We start from the raw sequence: 21,338 nt of genomic DNA on the forward strand, positions 1-21,338 counted from the left end.
CGCCTTTTTCTTTTGGAACACTTGTTGCGCCGGACGGAACATGGTTTGAAACCTGCAAGACACGACCGGAGGCCATAATGGACGACCAAGCCCTGAACCGTATTGCCGACGCGCTGGAGCGTATGGCGCCAGCTCCTTTGGCCGCACCTGATTTTGCCTCTGCGCCGGCCTTTGTCTGGCATGTAGAACCCGACCGGCTGGAGCCGGTCACTCAGGTCAACCGGGTTGATCTGGATCTTTTGGTGGGCATCAACCGGTCCCGCGATACGTTGCTGGACAATACGCGCCGTTTTGCAGCCGGGTACAAGGCCAACAACGCACTGCTTTGGGGTGCACGGGGGATGGGAAAATCCAGCCTCGTCAAAGCAGTCCACGGTACACTGCAAAATGACTTCCCGGACCTGAAGCTGGTTGAATTGCAGCGCGAAGACATGGGCTCGGTGGCACGGCTTCTAAACCACTTGCGAGCTGCGCCGCACCGTTTCATCCTGTTCTGCGATGATCTGTCGTTTAGCCACGACGATCAGCACTACAAGTCCCTCAAAGCAGTTCTGGATGGTGGTATCGAAGGCCGTCCTGAAAACGTTGTTTTCTACGCGACTTCGAACCGTCGCCATCTCATGCCGCGCGACATGATTGAAAACGAGCGTTCGAGCGCCATCAATCCATCCGAGGCGGTTGAGGAAAAGGTCTCACTGTCAGACCGTTTTGGCCTGTGGCTGGGTTTCCATCCCTGCGATCAAGATGAGTACTTAGCCATGATCGACCGCTACTGCGGTGCTTACGGAGTGGAGGTTGAGCCTGAAACTCTGCGTGCGGAAGCAATCGAATGGCAAGCCACCCGTGGTGCCCGTTCGGGACGCGTCGCGTGGCAGTTCTTTGTGGATCTCGCCGGACGAAACGGCGTTCATATCGCGTAAGCTACCCGTATCGTTGGGTTAAAATGCTATTGGAGAGGGGTGGCCCAACTGGGCCAATCCTACAACAGAGCCAGTATCCGGGCTGCCTCGTCCGCTGTGCTAGTTAACGCGTCCCGATCCTCACCCGGGTGGAACCGAGCACGTACGGCCGTCGGCATTGGCGCTGGCTCGACGATTGATACTCGCGGGCCAGTGCGTTGAGTTTCCAGCGCCCAGCTGCGGGCAAGGGCCATCTGCGCCGCTTTGGTCGCGCCGTAGATGCCATAGAACTTCTCACCGGCTTTGGGATCGTCGAAGAACACTGCGTGGCCGCTTTCGCCCAAAAGAGGTGCAACATAAGGGATCAGCACCGAAGTAGCCGTGGCATTGGTGTTTACGGCTTTGGTCCATTCTTTAGGGTCGATGAAATACGTGGGCGTCAGAGCAGACGTATGAACGGCCGTGTGCAGCCATAAATCCACCTTGCCCCAACGGTCATGAATACCCCGGCACAGCGTTGCCATTGCGTTAGGATCGGCGATGTCCATCGGGGCAAGTGTTGCCGCGCCGCCCTTAGCCTGAATGCGGTCATCCAGCTCTTCTAGCCCGCCGGTGGTGCGCGCTACGGCTACAATGTGATATTCGGGCGCAAGTGCTTCGGCAAGCGCCGCGCCCAGTCCGCGAGAGGCGCCAGTGATAAGTGCAATTTTGGTCTGATCGGTCATGAAAGGGGTTTGAACCCCTGCACGCAGGGCGTCAAGACAGTTTAGCTGCCGGGTATGGTGATCCGCTTGGTCTGGCCGCTTTGTCGCAGCATTATACCTTCGGCATCAATTGCAACCACAGTGCCGGATGATATCCGGCTCCCGAGTTTCACCTCTTTCACACGACCGGAAGACATACGCATCAATGCGCGCATATCTGATTTCGGTCCGAAAACACCCAGCACAGACAAAGAGCTTTTTTTCAGCGCGCCCTTTTGTGTGGCCGCGCTTTTGACGGTTGTGTTTGACATGAAATCTGGTCCGACCGCAGCCAGACCCCTTGTAAAGAGTGGTAAGCAGCCGGTGGCCTAACAAAGCGAAGGGGAGAGTAAAACCCCAGTATTTAAAGGCTAAAGCAGCGATTTGATCACCTTCGCAGAAGCCCTTGCGATTACGTTTTCTTCATCGAAAGGTTGTGCGCGAATTTCCACCCATCAGGTCAGAAAGTCGCTCAGAAAAAGGCCCGCATCACCAAAGTGAAGCGGGCCTAAAACATAGTTGATTCGGCTGACGGCTTATCCCGAAGCCAATTTCGCGCCGTTCCAAGAGCCGCCAGGAACCTGCATGTCGGCACGCTTTTTGCTGACACGGCTGCTGTTTTCCAAGCTGTCCAGATAGTCATCGCTGACGCTGCCAGTGATGTAGTTGCCGTCAAAGCAGGAGCAATCAAAGGCCTTGATTTCAGGGTTGCCTTCCTGGGCAGCCCAGATGAGATCTTCGAGGTTTTGGTAGAAGAGGGCATCCGCGCCCAGCTCCTGCCTGATCTCTTCGATCTCTTTGCCATTGGCGACCAGTTCGTGCTTGGTCGGCATGTCGATGCCATAGACGTTGGGAAACTTCACCGGAGGAGAGGCACTGGCGATGTAGACTTTCTTAGCACCGGCTTCACGACACATCTGGACGATCTTCTTGATCGTGTTGCCGCGTACGATCGAGTCATCGATCAGCAGAACGTTCTGATCCTTGAACTCCAGCGGAACGGCATTCAGTTTGCGGCGCACGGATTTCTGTCGTTCTTCCTGACCCGGCATAATGAAAGTGCGGCCAACATAGCGGTTTTTAACGAGGCCTTCGCGGTATGGGATGCCGGTGGCCTTTGCGACTTCAAGCGCGACCGGGCGGGCACTGTCGGGAACCGGGATGATGCGGTCAATTTCAAGGCCAGCGGCTTCGATCTGGCGGGCGAGTGTCTGCCCCATGCGCATCTGGGTTTTGTAGACCGATACGCCATCCAGCAATGAATCCGGGCGTGCCAAGTAGACGTATTCAAAGATGCACGGTGTCAACTGGCCTTCGACGGCCTGGAAGGTGTGCATGTTACCATCCAGATCAATCAAGATCGCTTCGCCTGGTTTGACGTCGCGCAGTTTTTCAAACCCGTTGATGCCAAAGGCCACGTCTTCTGAAGCAAAGGCGTAGTCGTCGCCTTCACCATCCACCTCACGTTTGGCGACAGAAAGGGGGCGAATCCCATAAGGATCGCGGAAGGCCAGCATCCCAACCCCAGCGACCAAGCAGATCACTGAGTAAGCGCCCTGAACACGCTCCATCGTCATTTTCACGCCTGCAAAGAGGTTGCGGATGGGTTCACCATTTCCGTTCACCTTAATTGCATCGGCGACTTTGTCGGCCAGTACGTTCAGCAGGATTTCTGAATCCGATGTAGTGCGCAGGTGGCGGCTGTACTTGGCAGTCACCTTTTCGCGTTGTTCGGCGGTGTTTGTGATGTTGCCATTATGGACGAGGTAAATGCCGTAAGGCGCGTTTACAAAAAACGGCTGGGCTTCGGAGGCGCTGAGAGACCCAGCCGTCGGATAGCGGACATGGCCCATGCCAACCTTACCCAACAAGGTTTCCGCGTCTTGTGCGTTGAAAACGTCCTTTACCAGGCCGTTGGCTTTTTTCTCGCGGAAAAACTCGCCGTTATAGGTGACGATACCCGAGGCATCCTGGCCCCGGTGCTGCAGCATCAGCAGCCCGTCATAGATTTCCGCAAAGACATCATGCGTCCTGCTTGCGATCCCCAAAATCCCACACATGTACGGGCTCCAATTTCTATGACGTTCTTACGTTGATAAGCGTTTCGGCATGGAAGTACTGCTAAGCTGTATCTGTGCGGGTTCACGGCCAGCACATCGGCGGCACGGACGCGCAATTGCCTCTGAGACACGCGCGATAGAAAACAGATACAGCAAGATCGGCAGCTCCGATTCCATGTCAGTTCGGCACTCACATAATGCCTAACGATGCTTGTGTCATCAAAGGATCACAATTCCTGTTCGTGTGTCGTGGAAATAGGGCTCTGACTGCATCAAAACGTGACACAGTCCCGGGCTTGTGCTGTCATGTCTGCCAATTAGATTTTAATGTCGACGTTTCGATTGGAAGGCAGCCATGTGGCAACACAAGCAGGGAATTAAAAAGGAAGAACCAGCAAAGCGTCGGTGTCACCGCTGTCGGGGAATGGGGCGTGCGCCTTGCCAGATTTGCAACGGGGCCGGCGAAGTCATCAAAAGCCGCGATATTTTTGGAAAGCCTATCTTCAGTCGTTGTGATGGCTGTGTTGGCTTGAAAAGCCTTCGGTGCACAGTATGTGCAGGCGAAGGTTGGATCTGATCTGAGAGATCAGCGCAAGATCTTAAAAAAATGCCCGGTCTGAGCCGGGCATTTTTCTTTATTCTGTTGTGGCTTCTGTTGCCGGCTCTTCGGTGGTCGGTTCAGTTCCGGCTGCACAGCTTCCAACAAGTTCCTCGTATTGCTGAGTAACCCAGCCAAGAGCTTGTTCAGGGTTTTGCTCTTCGATCCGGTCGCTGAATTGTTCGAATACTTTGGCCGAACGACTTTCGTCGACGATTGTATAAGACTGGCCGGTCATTACCGTGTCATAGACGAAGAAGGCGATTGCGACCAACAGGATGCCACGGGCAATACCAAAGAAGAAACCCAAGGCTTGGTCCAAACCGCCCAACGCTGAACGCTGAACAAGTGATGAGAACAGTGGCGTGAATATGCTGACTACGATCAGTGCAATTGCAAAGACCGCAGCAAAGCCGGTGATGACTGACAGTTCACAACTGTCGCGCAGGAAATCACCGACGACTGGGATTTCTTTCACCAGCGGCACGGCCTGCGGTGCAAAGATAAAGGCAAGAACAGCGGCTGCGACCCAGCCTGCAATTGCCAGAACCTCTCGTAAAAAGCCGCGAGAATAGGCCAGCAGACCTGACACGACGATGATCAGGGCAACGACCCCGTCAATTATTGTAAAACCTTCCATGGCCCTCGCCCGTAATTTTTTCTGCCCCTCAAGGCGTTATCTTAACCTGCTCCGAAGGTTTCGCCAACAAACCCAACTAAATCAGAGGGTCGGGTGAGTGTCAGACCTGCCACAGTGCCGGTTTTACCGCCCGCCGGAGCGATTGCCGATGTGAAACCAAGTTTTTGGGCTTCTTTCAACCTATTTTCGGTTTGAGGAGCAGGTCTAAGTGCCCCTGATAACGAGATTTCTCCGAAAACAACGGTATCTGCAGGCAGGGCTGTGTCTTCTCGGGCACTAAGCAGGGCAGCAGCTACCGCAAGGTCAGCTGCGGGTTCGCTGACCTTCAGGCCTCCGGCGACGTTCAGATAGACGTCGAGGCCCGCAAAAGGGATTCCGCAGCGCGCTTCTAGCACGGCGAGGATCATCGCTAGCCGTCCGCTATCCCACCCGACAACTGTTCGGCGAGGCTGTGAATGAGGTGATGGGGCAACCAGTGCCTGCAATTCTACCAGCACAGGACGGGTGCCCTCGATACCGGCGAACACCGCAGAACCCGGGCTGGGAGTGCCACGTTCGGACAGAAACAGTGCCGATGGATTAGTAACCTGTGCCAACCCTTTACCGGTCATTTCGAACACGCCGATCTCATCCGCTGGGCCAAAGCGGTTTTTCACAGCACGCAGAATGCGGAACTGATGGCCGCGTTCGCCCTCGAAATAGAGCACGGTGTCGACCATATGCTCGACCACACGAGGGCCAGCTATTTGGCCTTCTTTAGTGACATGCCCGACCATAACAATCGAAACACCGTGTCGTTTCGCAAACGTTGTCAATTCATGCGCAGCGGCACGGACTTGTGACACGGACCCTGGGGCGCTGTCCACATTGTCGGCCCACATGGTTTGGATCGAGTCGATGATCGCAAGGCCCGGTTTTTCGGCCTCAAGTGTCGTCAGAATATTGCGCAGGTTGGTTTCGGCTGCCAGTTGAACTGGTGCATCTTCCAGGCCCAGACGCCTTGCACGCATACGAACCTGAGCGCTGGCTTCTTCGCCTGAAACGTAAATGGTTTTGACTCCGGCTCGCGAAAACCGAGCCGCCGCCTGTAATAGCAGCGTTGATTTACCAATGCCCGGGTCTCCGCCCACCAGCAGGGCCGAGGCGGGGACAAGGCCGCCGCCCAGCACGCGATCAAGCTCCTCAACTCCGCAGAGCGTGCGGGGTGGAGGAGTTTCCTCGGTGGAGAGGTCCGTGAGTGCGATGGACTGGCCGCGTTTTCCACCGAGGGATTTTTTCGCGGGACCAGCTGAAAGAGGGACGTCCTGCGTGATTGTGTTCCATTCACCGCATGCGTCACATCGCCCGGACCAGCGCGAATGCGACGCGCCACAGGCCGAGCAGGAGAAAGTCGTCTTTGCCATGCAGCCTTGGTGCCCGAGGATGGGCGTCTCTTCAAGCCCTTGCTGGGCTTTCATCTCTTACGACGATGGGCCGTGTCCTCGGGCCTAGTGGGCCGTCGTCCACGGCGGGTGCTGGTGCACCTATTCCGCAGCGCGGGGCGGCGACATCGCAACGACACGGGATGGCTTAGACTTGCGCTCATCCGTTGGGGGCTGCAGTTGGGCCGACAATTCGGGCAAGAGTTCGAACAGTTCGTCGCGAAGGCGGCTCAATTGAGATTTGGCGATGGATTCCTCCATCTCAATATCTTGGGTCCATTGCCGTAACTCATGCTGAATAGTTTGAGCGTCTTCGATCCTCTTTTGGAATTGTTCGATTTCTTCCTGACGCTGTTGCAGGAACATCCGCGCACGAGAAACCTTGGCATCCCCATACGTCTCGGCCAGTTCGTGGCTGATTTGGCTCATCTGTGCAGCCAGTTCCAAGATTTCGGGTTCCAGCGATTGCAAACCGGGATGCTGGCGCAAAAAGGCCATCCGCTCTTTTACCGCGTCGAACTCGGATGACATCATGAACAGCCCGCCGCGATCCGCAGCATGGGCCGTCTGATAGGCGGCAGAGATATCGTGCATGTTCAGCGCGAACTTTCGATGGTTGTTCTCAAGCGCCATCATTCGGGCATTAGCAGGCAGATAAAACGCCAGCATAAGAATCAGCACAGTCAAACCGATTTGAATAAACATTCCTGCATCTGTCACCGGGCCGTCGCCGAATCCAGCTTGCATTGATAGCCACGGTAATACCCCAAGGGCCGATAAGAGGGTTGCTGTGACGGAGAATAATGCGGCTCCGCATATGAGAAAAAAAGTCAGCCGTAGAAAGACATTCTGAAATTGCAATGTCATGTTGTGGAGGGCTGTCATGATCGACGAACTCCTTTTGAAACCGGAACACACCGGACCCAAGCGGAGGACAATCAAACACACGATAAGATCCGCTACGGATCCGAAAACTACAAATTGTGACTGCTCGAAATATGAAGATGATACTCAGATAAATGTTTTCAATCAATCAATTCTGAGGATTTCGTGAGCGGCGTGTCATTTCCGTAACGAGGCCCAGTGCAATCGAGGCTAGAATACAGGCTGTAAACAGGTACAGACCCCACGCTGTTTCAATGGTCGCGTAAGAGATGCCCTTGGCCAGTGTGATATAAAGCGCGATCAGAAATATGTCAGCCATGGCGAGTTTGCCGAGGACGTTCAGCGCGGGTTGAACACGCTCATCCAGCAGGTCCCATTGGATCAAGGCGGTGCCAATTGTTTTTATATAGGGCGCAAAGAGAGCAAAGACGGTAACAATCAGCGCCAGGAAGACGTCGGATTTCCATAGCGACTGCAGGCCGGTGATAACACTGATTTCGCTGAGGCCGAAAATCGGCAGCAGCCCCGCACGCATCAGTGGGGCGAACCACGCGATGGGGTAAAGGATCAAGAGGGAGAGGGTGGCGAGGCGAAGGGTCATTTGAACTTTTTTGGGTGTTTGCCGCCGGTCGGGCGACGCGTTTCAGTAATGTGTTAGCTTAGTTCAAGAATTCAAACTCTTTTTTGTCAGTGGGGAGAGGTCGGATGCCAGCTTTTGTGGCTTTCAAGTCAATTGTTGATCCTTCGGACTGTGATTTCTTGGGGCATATGAATGTCTCGCATTACTTTTCGGCTTGCTCAGATTCGGTGTTTGCCCTTCAATCAGAGATGGGCTTGACCGCTGAAGACATGCGTTCTGGGCGAAAAGTATCATTTGTGGTAGTAAACGCAGAGAGTAACTTCCTTGCCGAACTTCGTGCGGGGGAGGCTATTCAGATGGAGAGTGAGGTACTAGAAATAGGTGGGAAGTCTATCACCTTCCGACACAGTTTGCTGCGCTCTCCCGACAGGAAAATTGTTTTCTCAACCGTGTTCAAATGCGTTTTGTTAAATCTCGAAACTCGAAAGGCCGAATTGCTTCCAGATGAGGTCGTCGCAAGCGCGAAAAACTGGCTGGTGAGTGAGGAAGTTTAACGTACCGCCTCAATAGGTCCTTCCGCACTTCCGCTGATGAATTGCTCGACATAGGGATCACCCGAGGCATCCATCTGGCTCACCGGACCAGTCCACTGGATCACGCCCCCGTGCAGCATCGCCACATTGTCGGCAATCGCGCGGACGGAACTCATGTCGTGGGTGATGGTCATCGCGGTGGCGCCCATCTCGGTCACGATCTCGCGGATCAGGTCGTTGATGACGCCGGACATGATCGGATCGAGGCCGGTCGTGGGTTCGTCAAAGAAGATGATTTCGGGCTCGGCGGCGATGGCGCGGGCAAGGCCCACGCGTTTCTGCATCCCGCCCGAAAGCTCGGACGGAAACCGGTCGGCCACGTCGGATTTCAGGCCCACACGACGCAACTTCTCGATTGCGATCTCACGCGCGTATTCGGCCGGGCGTTTCAGCGGGCCGCGCAAAAGGCGGAAGGAAACATTTTGCCAGACGGGTAGGGAGTCAAACAAAGCCGCACCCTGAAACAACATCCCGAAGCGGGCCAGAAACTTGTCACGGTCGCCTTTGGTTGCGTCTTTGCCGTCCACATAGATCATACCGCTATCGGGTTTGATCAGGCCAAGAATACATTTCAGAGCCACTGACTTCCCGGTACCCGAGCCGCCAATGATAACCATCGAAGTGCCTTTGGGGATCTCAAGGCTCATGCCTTTCAGAACCTGATTGTCGCCAAAGGTTTTATGTACGTTCTCCATCCGGATCATAGCGAGAAGAACACCCCTGTCAGAATGAAGTTGGCGGCCAGAATCATGATGGCGGCAGATTCGACCGATGATTTGGTTGCGCGCCCGACACCCTGTGCGCCACGGCCTGAGTCCATGCCGTAGTAGCAACCCATAATCGCTGCGATCAGGCCAAATGCAGCACCTTTGATCAGAGAGGAAACGATGTCCCGCGTCTCAAGGAAGTTGACCGTGTTCTGCAAGTAGGTCGCCGGGTTGAAGCCTAGGTTCTGAGTCGCGACGACATAGCCGCCTGCAATACCGATGATGTCGCCTATCCCAACCAGCAGAGGAACGGTGATCAAGGCAGCCAAAACGCGTGGGGCGGTTAGGTATTTCATAGGATGGGTCGAAAGAGTGACCAAGGCATCGATCTGCTCAGTGACTTTCATCGTGGCGATCTCGGCCGCAATGGACGAGGTCACGCGCGCGGCGATCATCAGGCCGACAAGAACAGGTCCAAGTTCTCGGACCATACCGATTGCTACGATCTGAGGCACAACCGCTTCGGCGTTGAAGCGGGCGCCGCCAGCGTAGATTTGAAGGGCCAAGGCACCGCCAGTGAAAATGGCGGTCAGGCCGACAACCGGAAGGGACAGCCAACCGATATTCATCAACGCAACGATAAACTCACGCGGATAAAAGGGCGGGCGAAAAATGTGTGAGATCGCGTCCAGCGCAAACATTGCTACCTTGCCAAAAGTGGCAAGTAGCGACAGTACCGCGCGACCTAGTCCTCCCAACAGGTTCAAAGGGTTCATTCCACGTAGCCTCGGGAATAGCGACTGCCCAGCGAAGTCAGGATTTCATAGCCTATTGTGCCAGCTGCTTCGGCCAGATCATCAACTGTCTGGTGACCGTTCAGTATTCGCAGGCGCTCGGGGTCTTCCGGCAGGTCTGTTACGTCGACAGTGATCAGGTCCATAGAGATACGGCCAACGACCGGGCAGGGTTGGTCCCCGGAAAAGGTATCGATCCCTCCGCCGATTGCGCGGTGCAGACCGTCGGCGTAACCGGCGGCTACAGTCGCGATCCGCGAAGGGCGACGTGCGACCCAACTATTGCCGTAGCCGACGGTTTCTCCAACCTCGACCGGGCGAACCTGAATGACGGGCAGGTCAACGGTTACTACCGGTTTTGCGCCTGCAAACGGCATTCCGCCATATAAGCCGACTCCGGGGCGGCAGAAATCGAAGTGGAACTCGGGCCCAAGGAGTGTTCCGCCGGTTGCGGCCAGAGATCGAGGGGCTGAAACACCGTCTGTAATCTCGCGGAATGTATTCAGCTGTTGGCGATTCATCGGGTGATCTGGTTCATCTGCGCATGCCAGATGCGACATCACTACGACGGGGTTCAACGCTTCGGCCTTTGGACGCAACTCGGCCCAATCGGCGGGTTCAAGCCCCAGCCGGTTCATTCCGCTGTCCAACTGAATTCCAAAGGGCCGATCAGGCAGTGCCTGTAGATGGCGCGCGAATTGTTGGGGCGAGTTGATCAAAGGCGTTAGATCGTGGTCGCGCAGTAACTCGGTATCGCTTTCCATGTGGCCCGAGAAAACACAGATCATCGGACCGGGCCCGATGGCCGCTCGCACGGCGATGCCTTCTTCGGCAGCGGCAACAAAAAACTTGCGAACGCCTTCCTCGGCCAGGGCCGCAGAAACCGGACCAGCCCCAAGGCCGTAGGCGTCTGCTTTGACCACGGCGCCGGTCTCGACATCCGTTTTCGCATTGAGCGCCCGCCAATTGCTGGCCAGCGCCTGAAGATTGATCGTCAAACGTGCGGTACTCATGGTGCTGTTCATGACATTGGATCGCGGCAGGTCAAGGGGGTACACGCCAATTCTTGTGCAGATCGCGTCGATCTTGCGCGGCTTATGGCCGGTGAGACAACGTATTGGAGGAAAAAGCGCTTCTCCGTGTCTGAGGAAGTCTCGTCTTTGTGTTTGTCCTGTGATCAATTGGAGATGATCCAGCGTGAAAACGAGCCGTTCACGGCATGATGATGAGGGCCTGAGATGTTAGAAATGACTGCTGACTTTAGTGCGCGGGCACCCGAACTTCCCCGATTTTTTCGTGAAGTGTTTGCTGCGTCCGAGGGCGAGGACGAAGGTAAGGCCATCGGTTCATTGGTAAGTGACCTGTTGGATACGACGGAGCAGGGTGATTTGAAGGGCGTTTTGGCTTTAGACAATGACGTCGTGGCCGGGTGTATTCTCTACTCGCGTCTTCGATATGATCAGGATCCGCGCCAAGTTTTTCTTATGTCACCAGTAGCTGTGCGGACAAACCGTCAAAGATCAGGCATTGGCCAAAAACTCATTGCATTTGGGTTGGGAGAGTTACGCGAGCAAGGTGTGGATTTCACTGTTACATACGGTGATCCGGCCTATTACGGTAAGTCTGGCTTTGCCCCCATCACAGAAGACATTGCCCAGCCACCACTACCGTTGAGTATGCCACATGGGTGGTTGGGGCAGTTCCTGAATGATGCTGGTTCACCGATTTCGGGTCCGTCGCACTGTGTCAGTGCATTTAATAGACCCGAACTCTGGTGAGGGTCAGTAGCCTTCGATCTGACCGTCCTGCTGCCAGGGTTTGACCAGGTTTCCAAAGCGTGTGAATTGGGCCTCGAACGACAATTCAACTGTGCCGATGGGGCCGTGACGCTGTTTGCCGACGATGACTTCGGCCTTAGCGTGCAAGCGTTCCATGGCTTGCTTCCACTCTTCCATCTTTTCCAGTTCGTGATCACCGGGCTTTTCGCGCTCTTTGTAGTATTCCTCGCGGAAAACGAACATCACGACGTCGGCATCCTGTTCGATCGAGCCTGATTCCCGAAGGTCAGACAGCTGTGGGCGTTTGTCGTCTCGGCTTTCGACCTGACGGCTCAGCTGTGAGAGGGCGATTACCGGGATGTTCAGTTCTTTGGCGATTGCCTTCATGCCCATCGAAATCTCAGCAATCTCGTTGACTCGGTTGTCGGACATGCCGCGGCAGAGCTGAAGGTAGTCGATGACCAACAGGTCCAAACCATGTGTCCGCTTCAGCCGCCGCGCGCGGGCAGCAAGTTGCGAGATTGGCAGGGCCGGGGTGTCGTCAATGAACAGGGGGCAAGCCTCAAGCTCTTTCGCGGCGTCCACAAAACGACGGAACTCGGCCTCAGTCATATCGCCTTGGCGGATCTTGTGGCTGGAAATCTCAGATGCCTCAGCCAGAACACGACCGGCAAGCTGCTCGGCGCTCATCTCCAGCGAGAAGAACCCTACGACACCACCGTCAACCGCGCCTTCGCTGCCATCAGATTTGACCCCGCGCTTGTAGGCTTTGGCCACGTTGAACGCCACGTTGGTCGCCAATGAGGTTTTGCCCATCGAGGGACGACCGGCGAGAATGATAAGGTCGGAAGGGTGCAAGCCCCCAAGTTGCTTATCGAGGTCGGCCAGACCGGTGGAAATTCCCGCCATGCCACCACCGCGCTGGTACGCTTCGTTGGTGACGTTGACGGCTTCTGTGACCGCCTTGAGGAAGGATTGAAATCCCTGTTCGGTCTGGCCCTGCTCGGAAAGCTGGTAGAGTTGTTGCTCGGCCTCGACGATTTGTTCTTTTGGTTCACTGCTGACATCGACCCGGGCAGCCTTGTCCGAGATGTCCCGACCTAGTCGGATCAACTCTCTCCGGATCGCGAGGTCATAGATCATCTGGGCGTAGTCATGCACCGCGAAAGCACTGATAGAAGCGCCTGCAAGTTTAACCAGGTAAGCGGGGCCACCCAGTTCCTTCAGGCCCTCGTCTTCGGCCATAAAGGATTTCAGTGTAACGGGCGAAGCCAACGCATTCTTAGCGATGCGATTGGCTGCAACCTCGTAGATACGTGCATGGACCGGGTCATAGAAATGCTCGGCTCCGATGATTGAGGCGACCCTGTCATACAAATCGTTGTTCGTCAGAATCGCGCCCAAAAGCTGCTGCTCGGCCTCAATAGAATGGGGCATGGTTTCGGCATTCTGAATCTGTGCCGCTGCCTGCTCGATACTGCTTATCTCGTTCATTGCTGCTCTCACCATCCCCGTGGGAATAGTCCATAACTTAGCCCGTCGAGTCGGGGCAAATTGTATGTTTCTGGGGATATTCTGTGCATATCTCGCCCACCCACTATATTGAAGTACAATGGTGCAAGGCGTCAACATATTGTGCGAGAAGTGTCTCGCAGGCGCTCAGTGTTTCTGATTGGGAAACAGTTTCGTGACGTCAGTTCTTGCGAGCTGCCTGCCAACCGCGCGGATCGTTCAAAAACGCCTCCACGCCATCCAGTGTTTCCTGATCAAAAGCTTTCTGCGATTTGGCTTCGGCCAGTACATCCCACCACGTGCAAAGGTGATGTAGCTGCACGCCGTGGTCGCCCAGCGTTTTCTCGGTTTCGGGGAAGATGCCGTAGTAGAAAATCACGGCAGTGTGCCCACAGGTCGCACCCGTTTCGCGGATCGCATCCACAAACGAAAGTTTCGATCCGCCATCTGTGGTCAGATCCTCGACCAGCAAAACGCGCTCACCTTCTGTCATTGCGCCTTCGATGCGAGCGTTGCGACCATAGCCCTTGGGTTTCTTGCGCACATATGTCATCGGCAGCGCCATGCGCTCAGCGACCATAGCTGCAAAAGGGATACCAGCAGTCTCGCCACCTGCGATGTTGTCAAACGCCTCAAAACCCGCATCACGCATTACAGTGACCGTCAGGAAATCCATCAACGTTGAGCGGATGCGCGGATAAGAGATCAGCTTGCGGCAGTCGATATAGGTTGGGCTAGGCAAACCACTGGCCAGAGTGAACGGCTCACGCGCGTTAAAGTGGACGGCTTTGATCTCCAGCAGCATCCGCGCAGTCAGGCGGGCGATTTCTGTGCTGTCGGGGAATGAACTGGGGATCATGACGGTACCTCTGGGCTGAAATGACGTTGCGGGCTGATAGCCCGACCCTTGACCCAGAGTCGAGAGGTTAGCGCGAAAAGAAAAGCGGACCCCGTAGTAGGGTCCGCTTTGGCCCTTGCGGGCGCATAGCAGCCAAGGTGGGCTTAGCTGCTCATATCATAGGCGCGCTCGCCGTGTACCGACAGATCGAGCCCGTTTGTTTCGGTATCGGCGTCTACGCGAAGCGGGGTCACAAGTGCAACCGCCTTGATCAACACAAATGTGACAACTGACGTAAAGACACCCACGATAACCAGCCCACCCAGCTGCGCAGTCCAAGTACCCAGGCCGAAAGCGGCAATCATGATGGTGCCAAAAATTCCGCCGACACCGTGAACTGCGAAAACATCCAGCGTATCGTCGATTTTCAGGACGTTGCGGATAACGTTCACCGCTTCTTGGCACAGGACGCCCGCAACTGCGCCGATTATCAGCGCTTGTACCGGATCAACGTAACCCGAAGCCGGAGTTATCGAGGCCAATCCTGCGATTGTGCCGGTGACCAGACCAACCATGGACGCTTTGCCGTATTTGATGCGCTCGTACAGGGCCCATGTCAGCGATGCCGTTGCGGCAGAGATATGCGTCACGGTCATCGCCATGGCGGCGCCACCATCGGCAGCCAACTGAGAGCCTCCGTTGAAACCAAACCAACCGACCCACAGCATCGCGGCACCAATCATCACATAGCCGGGGTTGTGCGGTGGCGTCGTGCGATTACGGCGGGGTCCAAGGACTACGGCAATGATGAGCGCGGCCAGACCAGCTGTTTCGTGCACCACAATGCCACCTGCAAAGTCGCGGACGCCGATCTCACCTAGAATGCCGCCATCGGTCAGAATGCCACCACCCCAGATCCAATGAACAACCGGCGCATAGCACAAAAGCATCCAAAGGGCCGAAAAGGTGAGGACAAAGCCAAACCCGACGCGTTCAACATAGGCGCCAACGATCAGTGCTGGCGTAATGATCGCAAAGGTCATCTGGAAGGCAAAGAAGAGAATCTCGGGCAGGGTGCCTGACAGGCTGTCAGCATCCACACCGTTCAGGAACGCTTTGCCCAAACCACCCCATAGACCCGAGCCACCGTCACCAAAGGCGATAGAGTAACCCGCGACCAGCCACAGGACGCTCATCAGACAGGCTATACTAAAGCAGTGCATGAAAACGCTTAGTACGTTCCGTGCACGCACGAGGCCGCCGTAAAACAGGGACAGACCCGGCAATGTCATGAATAGGACCAGTGCGGTTGCCACTATGATCCAGGCGGTGTCGGCTCCATTCATCGGCCGGTCTCCTCTTCAGCTTGCGTGGCGGGGCTTGAAGCTGAGAGTTGGCGTGGAAAAAAGAGGCAGACGCGGATTTTATCGCCTATTTTGACGGCTTTTTGTTAACCGGTGACTAATCGGGCATCAATTGAAGTGCTTTGCCTTATTTTTGTGCGATAGCGGAAAGCCCTTGTGAGAGCAGGTCCAACGCGTGATCCCTCGCTGCGCAACGCACGTTGTCGCGCCCGATTGCACCGAATTCCAACGTCTGTGTGCGGGTTGGTTCATCTTCTATCGCAAGCCCAAAACACACCCGGCCCTCAGGTTTAAATTCCGACCCGCCGGGGCCAGCGATGCCGGTGATTGAAACGCTCAACTGGGCTTCTGAGTTCTTGAGCGCGCCCTCGGCCATTTCACAAGCAACTTCTTCAGACACCGCGCCATGGGCCTCTAGTGTTTTGGCTTCAACGCCCAGCATCTGCTGTTTGGCAGTATTGGTGTAGGTAACAAAACCGCGCTCGACCACATCAGAGCTTCCGGGGATATCCGTCAACGCAACTGCAACCATGCCGCCGGTGCAGCTTTCTGCTGTAGCGATCATCACGCCTTGTTCCCTTGCGCGGTCGAGAATCTCGGCAACGGTCACAGCCCCAGAACTCCATGAGTGATACCCGCGAGGATCAATACGCCGATCCCGGCAAGGATACCGGCGATGACGTCATCTAACATTACACCCATCGGGTCATTGCGCCGGTCTGCCCAGCCGACTGGACCGGGCTTGGTAATGTCGAATAAGCGGAACAGCAAAAACCCAGCTACCCAACCGGGCCAGAGGGCAGTGATATCAATTCCATGCGCCCAGGATGGGTAGGAAATCGCCCACAGGGCTATGAACTGGCCAGCCACTTCATCAATGACGATCTCGGACGGATCGTGATTTTCCTGGCCCTGAGTCATCACGCGTGTCGCCCAGAGGCCGCCGATGAATGCAGCAACTGTTGCGAGTACGAGCAATGGAAATCCGCCGAGCGAGTGCAATACCCAGGCAAGAGGAAGGGCGGCCAATGATCCCCATGTTCCTGGGGCAGGGCGCAGGTAGCCAACTCCACAGACAGTTCCGATTAGACGCGCAGCTCTCATGATTTCACCAGACAGGCAGTAGCCAGCGAGGCAATGCCCTCACTTCGCCCAGTGAAGCCCAGCCGCTCTGACGTGGTTGCCTTGACCGACACCTGATCTGCACGCAAACCCATGATCCGCGCCATTTCCTCGCGCATGGCGGACGCGTGAGGGCCTACCTTTGGGTATTCGCAGACGAGCGTGCAATCGACATTGGAAATTCGGTAACCCATCTCTTGTGCCAGTTCGACCGAGTGGCGCAGGAAAATCTCGCTGGCTGCGCCTTTCCACTGCGGATCGGATGGTGGGAAATGCTGGCCGATATCGCCCTGCGCCAGCGCGCCGTAAATCGCGTCGGTCACGGCGTGCATTCCTACATCGGCGTCAGAATGGCCCTGAAGGCTGCGGTCATGTGGTACTTTCACGCCGCACAGGATTACGTGATCCCCGTCTCCAAATCGATGCACGTCGTATCCGTTGCCCAGCCTTACATCCATGTCCGTTCCTAATATTCGTTCCGCCCGAGCGAAATCCTCGGGCCGCGTGATTTTGATGTTGTCCGCATCGCCTGGCACGATTGTCACGTCCACCCCGGACGCGCGGGCTACTTCAACGTCGTCCGCCGCACCACCTGGGTGGGAGTTGTGAGCGGCGACGATAGAGTCATAGTGAAAGCCCTGCGGAGTTTGAGCCGCGAAAAGGCCCGTGCGATCCTGCGTACCTGTTACGATTGTTCCATCACCGGTCCAGAGAGCATCCGTTACAGCGAGCCCCGGCGCGGCCGCAGAGGATTCTAACAGGGCATCTAAAACGCTTTGAATGGTCTGCAGTCCAACACAGGGTCGAGCGACATCATGAATGAGCACATGTTTCACCCCATAAGACGTGAGCGCGGAAAGCCCGTTGCGCACGGAGCCCGCTCTGTCACTGCCGCCTCTGACAAGAATCAGGTCTGTGTTTTCGAATTCTGCCCACGCGGCTTCGTCATCTTCAGAAAGCACGAGAACGATATGGTCCACGTGGCCACGAAAGCGGTCGATAGTCCAATCCGCAACACGGCGCCCGGCCAATGGGCGCCATTGCTTGGGAAGACCTCCGCCGGCGCGCAACCCGCGTCCTGCAGCGACAATGATGGCGGCGGTGGTCATTGGGGCGTTTTCTCCGGTGGTTCGGGGGCAATGTTTAGGACGCGGTGAATGCGGAGGCAATCACCCGCGTAATAGTGCCTAAAAATTAAGCATGTGGTGATTTTGCAGGCTTGATGGCCGCCGATTTGTTGTTCATATGCGCTCAATTCGATATCAAAGCCACAACTGCCCAAGGATTAAGCACGTTGACTCTTCAACTCGCCGACAAAGACCTGAACCCGCCGGTTATGCTGGCTCCGATGGCCGGAATCACCGACCGACCTTTTCGTGATCTGGTGATGCGCTTTGGTGCGGGCATGGTTGTCAGTGAAATGGTCGCAAGCCAGGAAATGGTTCAGGCCAAACCGGGGGTGCGAGAACGGGCCGAACTGTCTGCGGATGTCGAAAACACCGCCGTTCAACTGGCCGGGCGCGAGGCGCACTGGATGGCAGAAGCCGCACGTCAGGTCGCGGATCGCGGTGCGCGTGTCATTGATATCAACATGGGGTGCCCGGCCAAGAAAGTGACCAACGGGTATTCAGGATCGGCCCTACTAAAAACACCAGATCATGCGCTGACACTGATAGAAGCAGTTGTTGCAGCCGTGGACGTGCCGGTGACGCTGAAGACGCGTTTGGGCTGGGATGATAAGCTCTTGAATGCTCCGGAAGTGGCGCGACGGGCTCAAGACGCTGGAATCTGTATGGTCACGATTCATGGGCGAACGCGGTGTCAGTTTTATAAGGGCAATGCGGACTGGGCTGCGATCCGAGCGGTTAAAGAGGCGGTCTCGATTCCGGTCATCGCCAACGGAGACATTGTCGATACTCCGGCGGCGCTGGTCGCGTTGGATCAATCTGGCGCTGATGGCGTAATGATTGGGCGCGGCGCACAAGGCAAGCCTTGGCTGTTGGCCCAAGTTTGCCACGACTTATACGGGGCCCAAGCTCCTGACATTCCTGCAGGCGACGATCTGATTGACATGGTGCGGGCGCATTACCAATCGATGCTGACTTTCTATGGTGTTGATCTGGGTTTACGCGTCGCGCGCAAACACTTGGGTTGGTACATGGATGAGGCCGGAACACCGGCTGCCCTGCGTCGCGCCGTCCTTACATCGCGCGATACGAATGAGGTGCTGCGATTGCTGGGTGACGCACTTGTCAGCGATGCGGAGGCGGCAGCATGACCTCGGATCAGAGCATTTGGACGTCGCTGCCAGTTCCTGCGTTCATTATTGATGCCGATGATCGGATTTCGGATGTGAACTCTGCGGGCGAGGGCTTTCTAAATGCTTCGCGCAAGTCTGTTCTGGGGCATCCCGTCTGGGATCAGATTGCGGTCGACGCGCCGCTTGAGGAATCATTCTTGCGAGCACGCGAGCATGGTACACCGCTTTTCGTTAACGATGTGGACGTCGGCTCCGGAAGCAGGGCGCCATTACAATGCGCACTGCAGATCGCACCTTTGGTTGGGCACCCGGGGTCGATGATAATGATCATCTCACCCCGCGAGTTGGCTGGGCGAATGACCCGAGGCAATACCGTGAAGTCCGCGGCACAATCGGCCATTGGAATGGCTGAGATGCTTGCGCACGAGATCAAGAATCCGTTGGCCGGTATTACGGGCGCCGCGCAGCTACTTAGCATGAATATTTCACAACAAGATCTTGAACTGACAGATTTAATTGTGGCTGAGAGTCGCCGCATCGTGAAGCTGCTGGAGCAAGTAGAGCAGTTTGGCAACCTGTCTTTGCCGGACTTCAAACCAGTGAACATTCACGACGTTCTGGACCGAGCGCGACGTTCAGCTCTTCTTGGGTTTGGGGCGCATATGCGGATCATCGAAGATTATGATCCTTCGCTTCCTTTGGCTTATGGAGATCCGGATCAGTTCCTGCAGGTGATCCTGAACCTGCTCAAAAATGCTTCGGAAGCCGCTGATCCCAAAGGCGGAACGATCCGCTTAAGAACATACTTCGAGCATTCGTTCCGATTGCGGCGCAGTGATGGATCTGGGCATTCACTGCCTTTGCAGATCGAGGTCATCGATGACGGGCCGGGGCTGCCAGAAAAAATACGTAGCGACATTTTTGACCCGTTCGTGTCGGGCAAAGAAAACGGCACCGGACTTGGGCTGGCGCTGGTCAGTAAAATCATATCGGACCACAACGGCTGGATTTCAGCTGACTCGGTTCCGGGTCGCACGGTGTTTCGCCTTTCCCTCAGGCGGGCACCGCGCGACGCAGTATAACAAAGCAAACGCCGAAAAGAGCAAGAATAAGGAGAGCACCCGATGGATGGCACAGTACTGGTCGCAGATGACGACCGCACGATCCGCACCGTTCTGACTCAGGCCCTGACGAGGGCAGGGTGCAAGGTCCATGCGACCTCGTCGCTGACAACGCTGATGCGCTGGGTCGGTGAGGGTAAGGGCGATGTGGTGATCTCGGACGTGGTCATGCCGGATGGCAACGGCCTTGAGATGCTGCCCAAGATAGCTCAGGACCGGCCCGGTTTGCCGGTCATTGTGATTTCGGCACAAAACACGATCATGACGGCGATTCAGGCGGCCGAAGCGGATGCTTATGACTACCTGCCCAAGCCGTTTGACCTGCCTGACCTGATGAAGCGAACCGCGCGTGCTTTGGAGCAGAAACAGCGCGTACAGACCGAAGTGGTCGAAGCCGTTGATGACCGCCCTGAAGAGCTACCGCTGGTTGGGCGCACCCCGGTTATGCAGGCCTTGTACCGGCTTGTGGCGCGGGTGATGAACACGGATCTGTCGGTTATGATTTCTGGTGAAAGTGGTACCGGCAAGTCTTTGATCGCGCGTGCTATTCACGATTTTTCGGATCGGCGCACATTGCCGTTCGTAACGGCCACCGCCGCCGATCTGCGTGATCTGGAAGGGCCTGCGCGTGTAATGGCGCGCGTACGGGGCGGCACACTGCTGATTGATGAGATCGCTGATATCGAAGATGAATTGCAGGCGCGCATCGTGCGCATGATGGACACGCCCGGCGACCACGTACCCCGTTTCATGGCGACCAGCCAATCGGACCTCACCGAAGCTATGGAGAGTGGTCGAGTACGCCAGGACCTATACTACCGTCTTTGCGGCGCGACGGTTCACGTGCCCGCCCTGCGTGAGCGCGTGGATGATATCACCTTGTTGGCGGATCACTTCCTTGCGCGAGAAGAGCGTGAGCACGGCACCAAACGCTGGCTTAGCCCCGATGCGGTAGAGTTAGTGCGGCGGTATTCATGGCCCGGCAACGTGAGGCAATTGGAAAACGCCATTCGTCGTCTAAGTCTGACCAGCCGTGCAGACGAGATTTCGAAAGCCGAAGTTGAAATGGTTCTGGGCAGTCAGCCCGAAGCGGAGCCAGTTTTGGGTGATGGTGAGCGGGAAAAACTATCGGCGTCTGTAGCTCGCCATTTGCGTCGTTACTTCGATCTGCATGGCAATTTGTTGCCGCCGCCTGGCCTGTATCAGCGCATCTTGCGCGAGGTTGAGGCACCTCTGATCGAACTGGCGCTGGACGCAACTGGCGGAAATCAGGCGAAATGTGCTGATCTTCTGGGGATCAATCGAAATACGCTGCGGAAAAAGATTACAGACCTCGATATTCAGGTGACACGTCGACGCAAACTGATGTAATATCGCCACACAAACCGTGGCATTCGGGTTCGAGCCCGACAAAGACCACGAT

22 protein-coding genes are annotated in these 21,338 nt (G+C 56.0%); 6 read left to right on the top strand and 16 right to left on the bottom strand.

Annotation, left to right across the window (positions count from 1 at the left end):
• The first annotated feature begins 77 nt into the window (after positions 1 to 77).
• Positions 78 to 920, top strand: coding sequence for an ATP-binding protein (locus tag ACR0EO_RS02185; RefSeq protein WP_480686786.1), 843 nt, complete (start codon positions 78 to 80; stop codon positions 918 to 920).
• A gap of 59 nt (positions 921 to 979) precedes the next feature.
• Here the strand turns inward: ACR0EO_RS02185 and ACR0EO_RS02190 are convergent, their stop codons facing one another.
• From ACR0EO_RS02190 to ACR0EO_RS02220, 7 genes are all read right to left on the bottom strand, one after another.
• Complete coding sequence (locus ACR0EO_RS02190; protein WP_480686787.1) at positions 980 to 1,624, bottom strand: SDR family NAD(P)-dependent oxidoreductase; 645 nt, start codon at positions 1,622 to 1,624, stop codon at positions 980 to 982.
• Positions 1,625 to 1,665: 41 nt separating this feature from the next.
• Positions 1,666 to 1,914, bottom strand: coding sequence for a hypothetical protein (locus tag ACR0EO_RS02195; RefSeq protein WP_480686788.1), 249 nt, complete (start codon positions 1,912 to 1,914; stop codon positions 1,666 to 1,668).
• A 264-nt stretch (positions 1,915 to 2,178) separates the two neighbouring features.
• Positions 2,179 to 3,702, bottom strand: coding sequence for an amidophosphoribosyltransferase (purF, locus tag ACR0EO_RS02200; RefSeq protein WP_480686789.1), 1,524 nt, complete (start codon positions 3,700 to 3,702; stop codon positions 2,179 to 2,181).
• Positions 3,703 to 4,337: 635 nt separating this feature from the next.
• Positions 4,338 to 4,940: a CvpA family protein gene (locus ACR0EO_RS02205; RefSeq protein ID WP_480686790.1), complete on the bottom strand. Its 603-nt coding sequence runs from the start codon at positions 4,938 to 4,940 to the stop codon at positions 4,338 to 4,340.
• A 41-nt stretch (positions 4,941 to 4,981) separates the two neighbouring features.
• Positions 4,982 to 6,343: a DNA repair protein RadA gene (gene radA / locus ACR0EO_RS02210; RefSeq protein ID WP_420586932.1), complete on the bottom strand. Its 1,362-nt coding sequence runs from the start codon at positions 6,341 to 6,343 to the stop codon at positions 4,982 to 4,984.
• 120 nt (positions 6,344 to 6,463) lie between these two features.
• Positions 6,464 to 7,066 (bottom strand): DNA repair protein, encoded by a 603-nt coding sequence (locus tag ACR0EO_RS02215; protein ID WP_480686791.1) that lies wholly within the window; start codon positions 7,064 to 7,066, stop codon positions 6,464 to 6,466.
• 328 nt (positions 7,067 to 7,394) lie between these two features.
• Positions 7,395 to 7,847 (bottom strand): paraquat-inducible protein A, encoded by a 453-nt coding sequence (locus ACR0EO_RS02220; RefSeq protein ID WP_480686792.1) that lies wholly within the window; start codon positions 7,845 to 7,847, stop codon positions 7,395 to 7,397.
• A gap of 104 nt (positions 7,848 to 7,951) precedes the next feature.
• Between ACR0EO_RS02220 and ACR0EO_RS02225 the strand changes: the two genes are divergently transcribed.
• Entirely contained in the window at positions 7,952 to 8,380 is a 429-nt protein-coding gene (locus tag ACR0EO_RS02225) for an acyl-CoA thioesterase (RefSeq protein ID WP_480686793.1), read from the top strand.
• On the opposite strand, the gene ACR0EO_RS02230 is transcribed toward ACR0EO_RS02225, so the two are convergent.
• Genes ACR0EO_RS02230 through alr form a run of 3 tightly spaced genes read right to left on the bottom strand, consistent with a single transcriptional unit; the run spans position 8,377 to position 10,933 of the window.
• The gene (locus ACR0EO_RS02230) at positions 8,377 to 9,123 is read right to left on the bottom strand and encodes an ABC transporter ATP-binding protein (RefSeq protein ID WP_480686794.1); all 747 of its coding nucleotides are present in this window, start codon (positions 9,121 to 9,123) and stop codon (positions 8,377 to 8,379) included. The two genes, ACR0EO_RS02225 and ACR0EO_RS02230, sit on opposite strands and share 4 nt — an antisense overlap.
• Positions 9,120 to 9,902 carry an MlaE family ABC transporter permease gene (locus ACR0EO_RS02235; protein ID WP_480686795.1) on the bottom strand — a complete coding sequence of 261 codons (783 nt, stop codon included), beginning with the start codon at positions 9,900 to 9,902 and terminating at the stop codon, positions 9,120 to 9,122. Before ACR0EO_RS02235 ends, ACR0EO_RS02230 begins: the two co-directional genes overlap by 4 nt.
• Positions 9,899 to 10,933, bottom strand: a complete 1,035-nt coding sequence (gene alr, locus ACR0EO_RS02240; RefSeq protein WP_480686796.1) for an alanine racemase — start codon at positions 10,931 to 10,933, stop codon at positions 9,899 to 9,901. The genes ACR0EO_RS02235 and alr overlap by 4 nt, the downstream gene beginning before the upstream one ends.
• A gap of 225 nt (positions 10,934 to 11,158) precedes the next feature.
• Between alr and ACR0EO_RS02245 the strand changes: the two genes are divergently transcribed.
• Complete coding sequence (locus tag ACR0EO_RS02245; protein ID WP_480686797.1) at positions 11,159 to 11,698, top strand: GNAT family N-acetyltransferase; 540 nt, start codon at positions 11,159 to 11,161, stop codon at positions 11,696 to 11,698.
• A gap of 3 nt (positions 11,699 to 11,701) precedes the next feature.
• Here ACR0EO_RS02245 and ACR0EO_RS02250 read toward each other — a convergent pair whose 3' ends face one another.
• The 6 genes from ACR0EO_RS02250 to ACR0EO_RS02275 form a co-directional block, all read right to left on the bottom strand.
• Complete coding sequence (locus tag ACR0EO_RS02250; protein ID WP_480686798.1) at positions 11,702 to 13,192, bottom strand: replicative DNA helicase; 1,491 nt, start codon at positions 13,190 to 13,192, stop codon at positions 11,702 to 11,704.
• A gap of 199 nt (positions 13,193 to 13,391) precedes the next feature.
• On the bottom strand, positions 13,392 to 14,069 hold the full coding sequence (locus ACR0EO_RS02255; RefSeq protein ID WP_480686799.1) for an orotate phosphoribosyltransferase: 678 nt from the start codon (positions 14,067 to 14,069) through the stop codon (positions 13,392 to 13,394).
• Positions 14,070 to 14,212: 143 nt separating this feature from the next.
• Entirely contained in the window at positions 14,213 to 15,394 is a 1,182-nt protein-coding gene (locus ACR0EO_RS02260) for an ammonium transporter (protein ID WP_480686800.1), read from the bottom strand.
• Positions 15,395 to 15,539: 145 nt separating this feature from the next.
• Positions 15,540 to 16,022: a CinA family protein gene (locus ACR0EO_RS02265; protein ID WP_480686801.1), complete on the bottom strand. Its 483-nt coding sequence runs from the start codon at positions 16,020 to 16,022 to the stop codon at positions 15,540 to 15,542.
• On the bottom strand, positions 16,019 to 16,516 hold the full coding sequence (locus tag ACR0EO_RS02270; protein ID WP_480686802.1) for a phosphatidylglycerophosphatase A family protein: 498 nt from the start codon (positions 16,514 to 16,516) through the stop codon (positions 16,019 to 16,021). Before ACR0EO_RS02270 ends, ACR0EO_RS02265 begins: the two co-directional genes overlap by 4 nt.
• Positions 16,513 to 17,643, bottom strand: coding sequence for a bifunctional 2-C-methyl-D-erythritol 4-phosphate cytidylyltransferase/2-C-methyl-D-erythritol 2,4-cyclodiphosphate synthase (locus ACR0EO_RS02275; protein ID WP_480686803.1), 1,131 nt, complete (start codon positions 17,641 to 17,643; stop codon positions 16,513 to 16,515). Before ACR0EO_RS02275 ends, ACR0EO_RS02270 begins: the two co-directional genes overlap by 4 nt.
• A gap of 185 nt (positions 17,644 to 17,828) precedes the next feature.
• On the opposite strand from ACR0EO_RS02275, the gene dusB reads away from it, so the two are divergent.
• From dusB to ACR0EO_RS02290, 3 genes are read left to right on the top strand one after another with little or no spacing between them, the layout of a single operon-like run.
• Positions 17,829 to 18,812 carry a tRNA dihydrouridine synthase DusB gene (gene dusB, locus ACR0EO_RS02280; RefSeq protein WP_480686804.1) on the top strand — a complete coding sequence of 328 codons (984 nt, stop codon included), beginning with the start codon at positions 17,829 to 17,831 and terminating at the stop codon, positions 18,810 to 18,812.
• Complete coding sequence (locus ACR0EO_RS02285) at positions 18,809 to 19,876, top strand: two-component system sensor histidine kinase NtrB (RefSeq protein ID WP_480686805.1); 1,068 nt, start codon at positions 18,809 to 18,811, stop codon at positions 19,874 to 19,876. The genes dusB and ACR0EO_RS02285 overlap by 4 nt, the downstream gene beginning before the upstream one ends.
• A 42-nt stretch (positions 19,877 to 19,918) precedes the next feature.
• Entirely contained in the window at positions 19,919 to 21,286 is a 1,368-nt protein-coding gene (locus tag ACR0EO_RS02290) for a response regulator (protein WP_480686806.1), read from the top strand.
• The last annotated feature ends 52 nt before the right edge of the window (positions 21,287 to 21,338 follow it).

The organism is Ruegeria sp. BE9 (assembly GCF_056538765.1).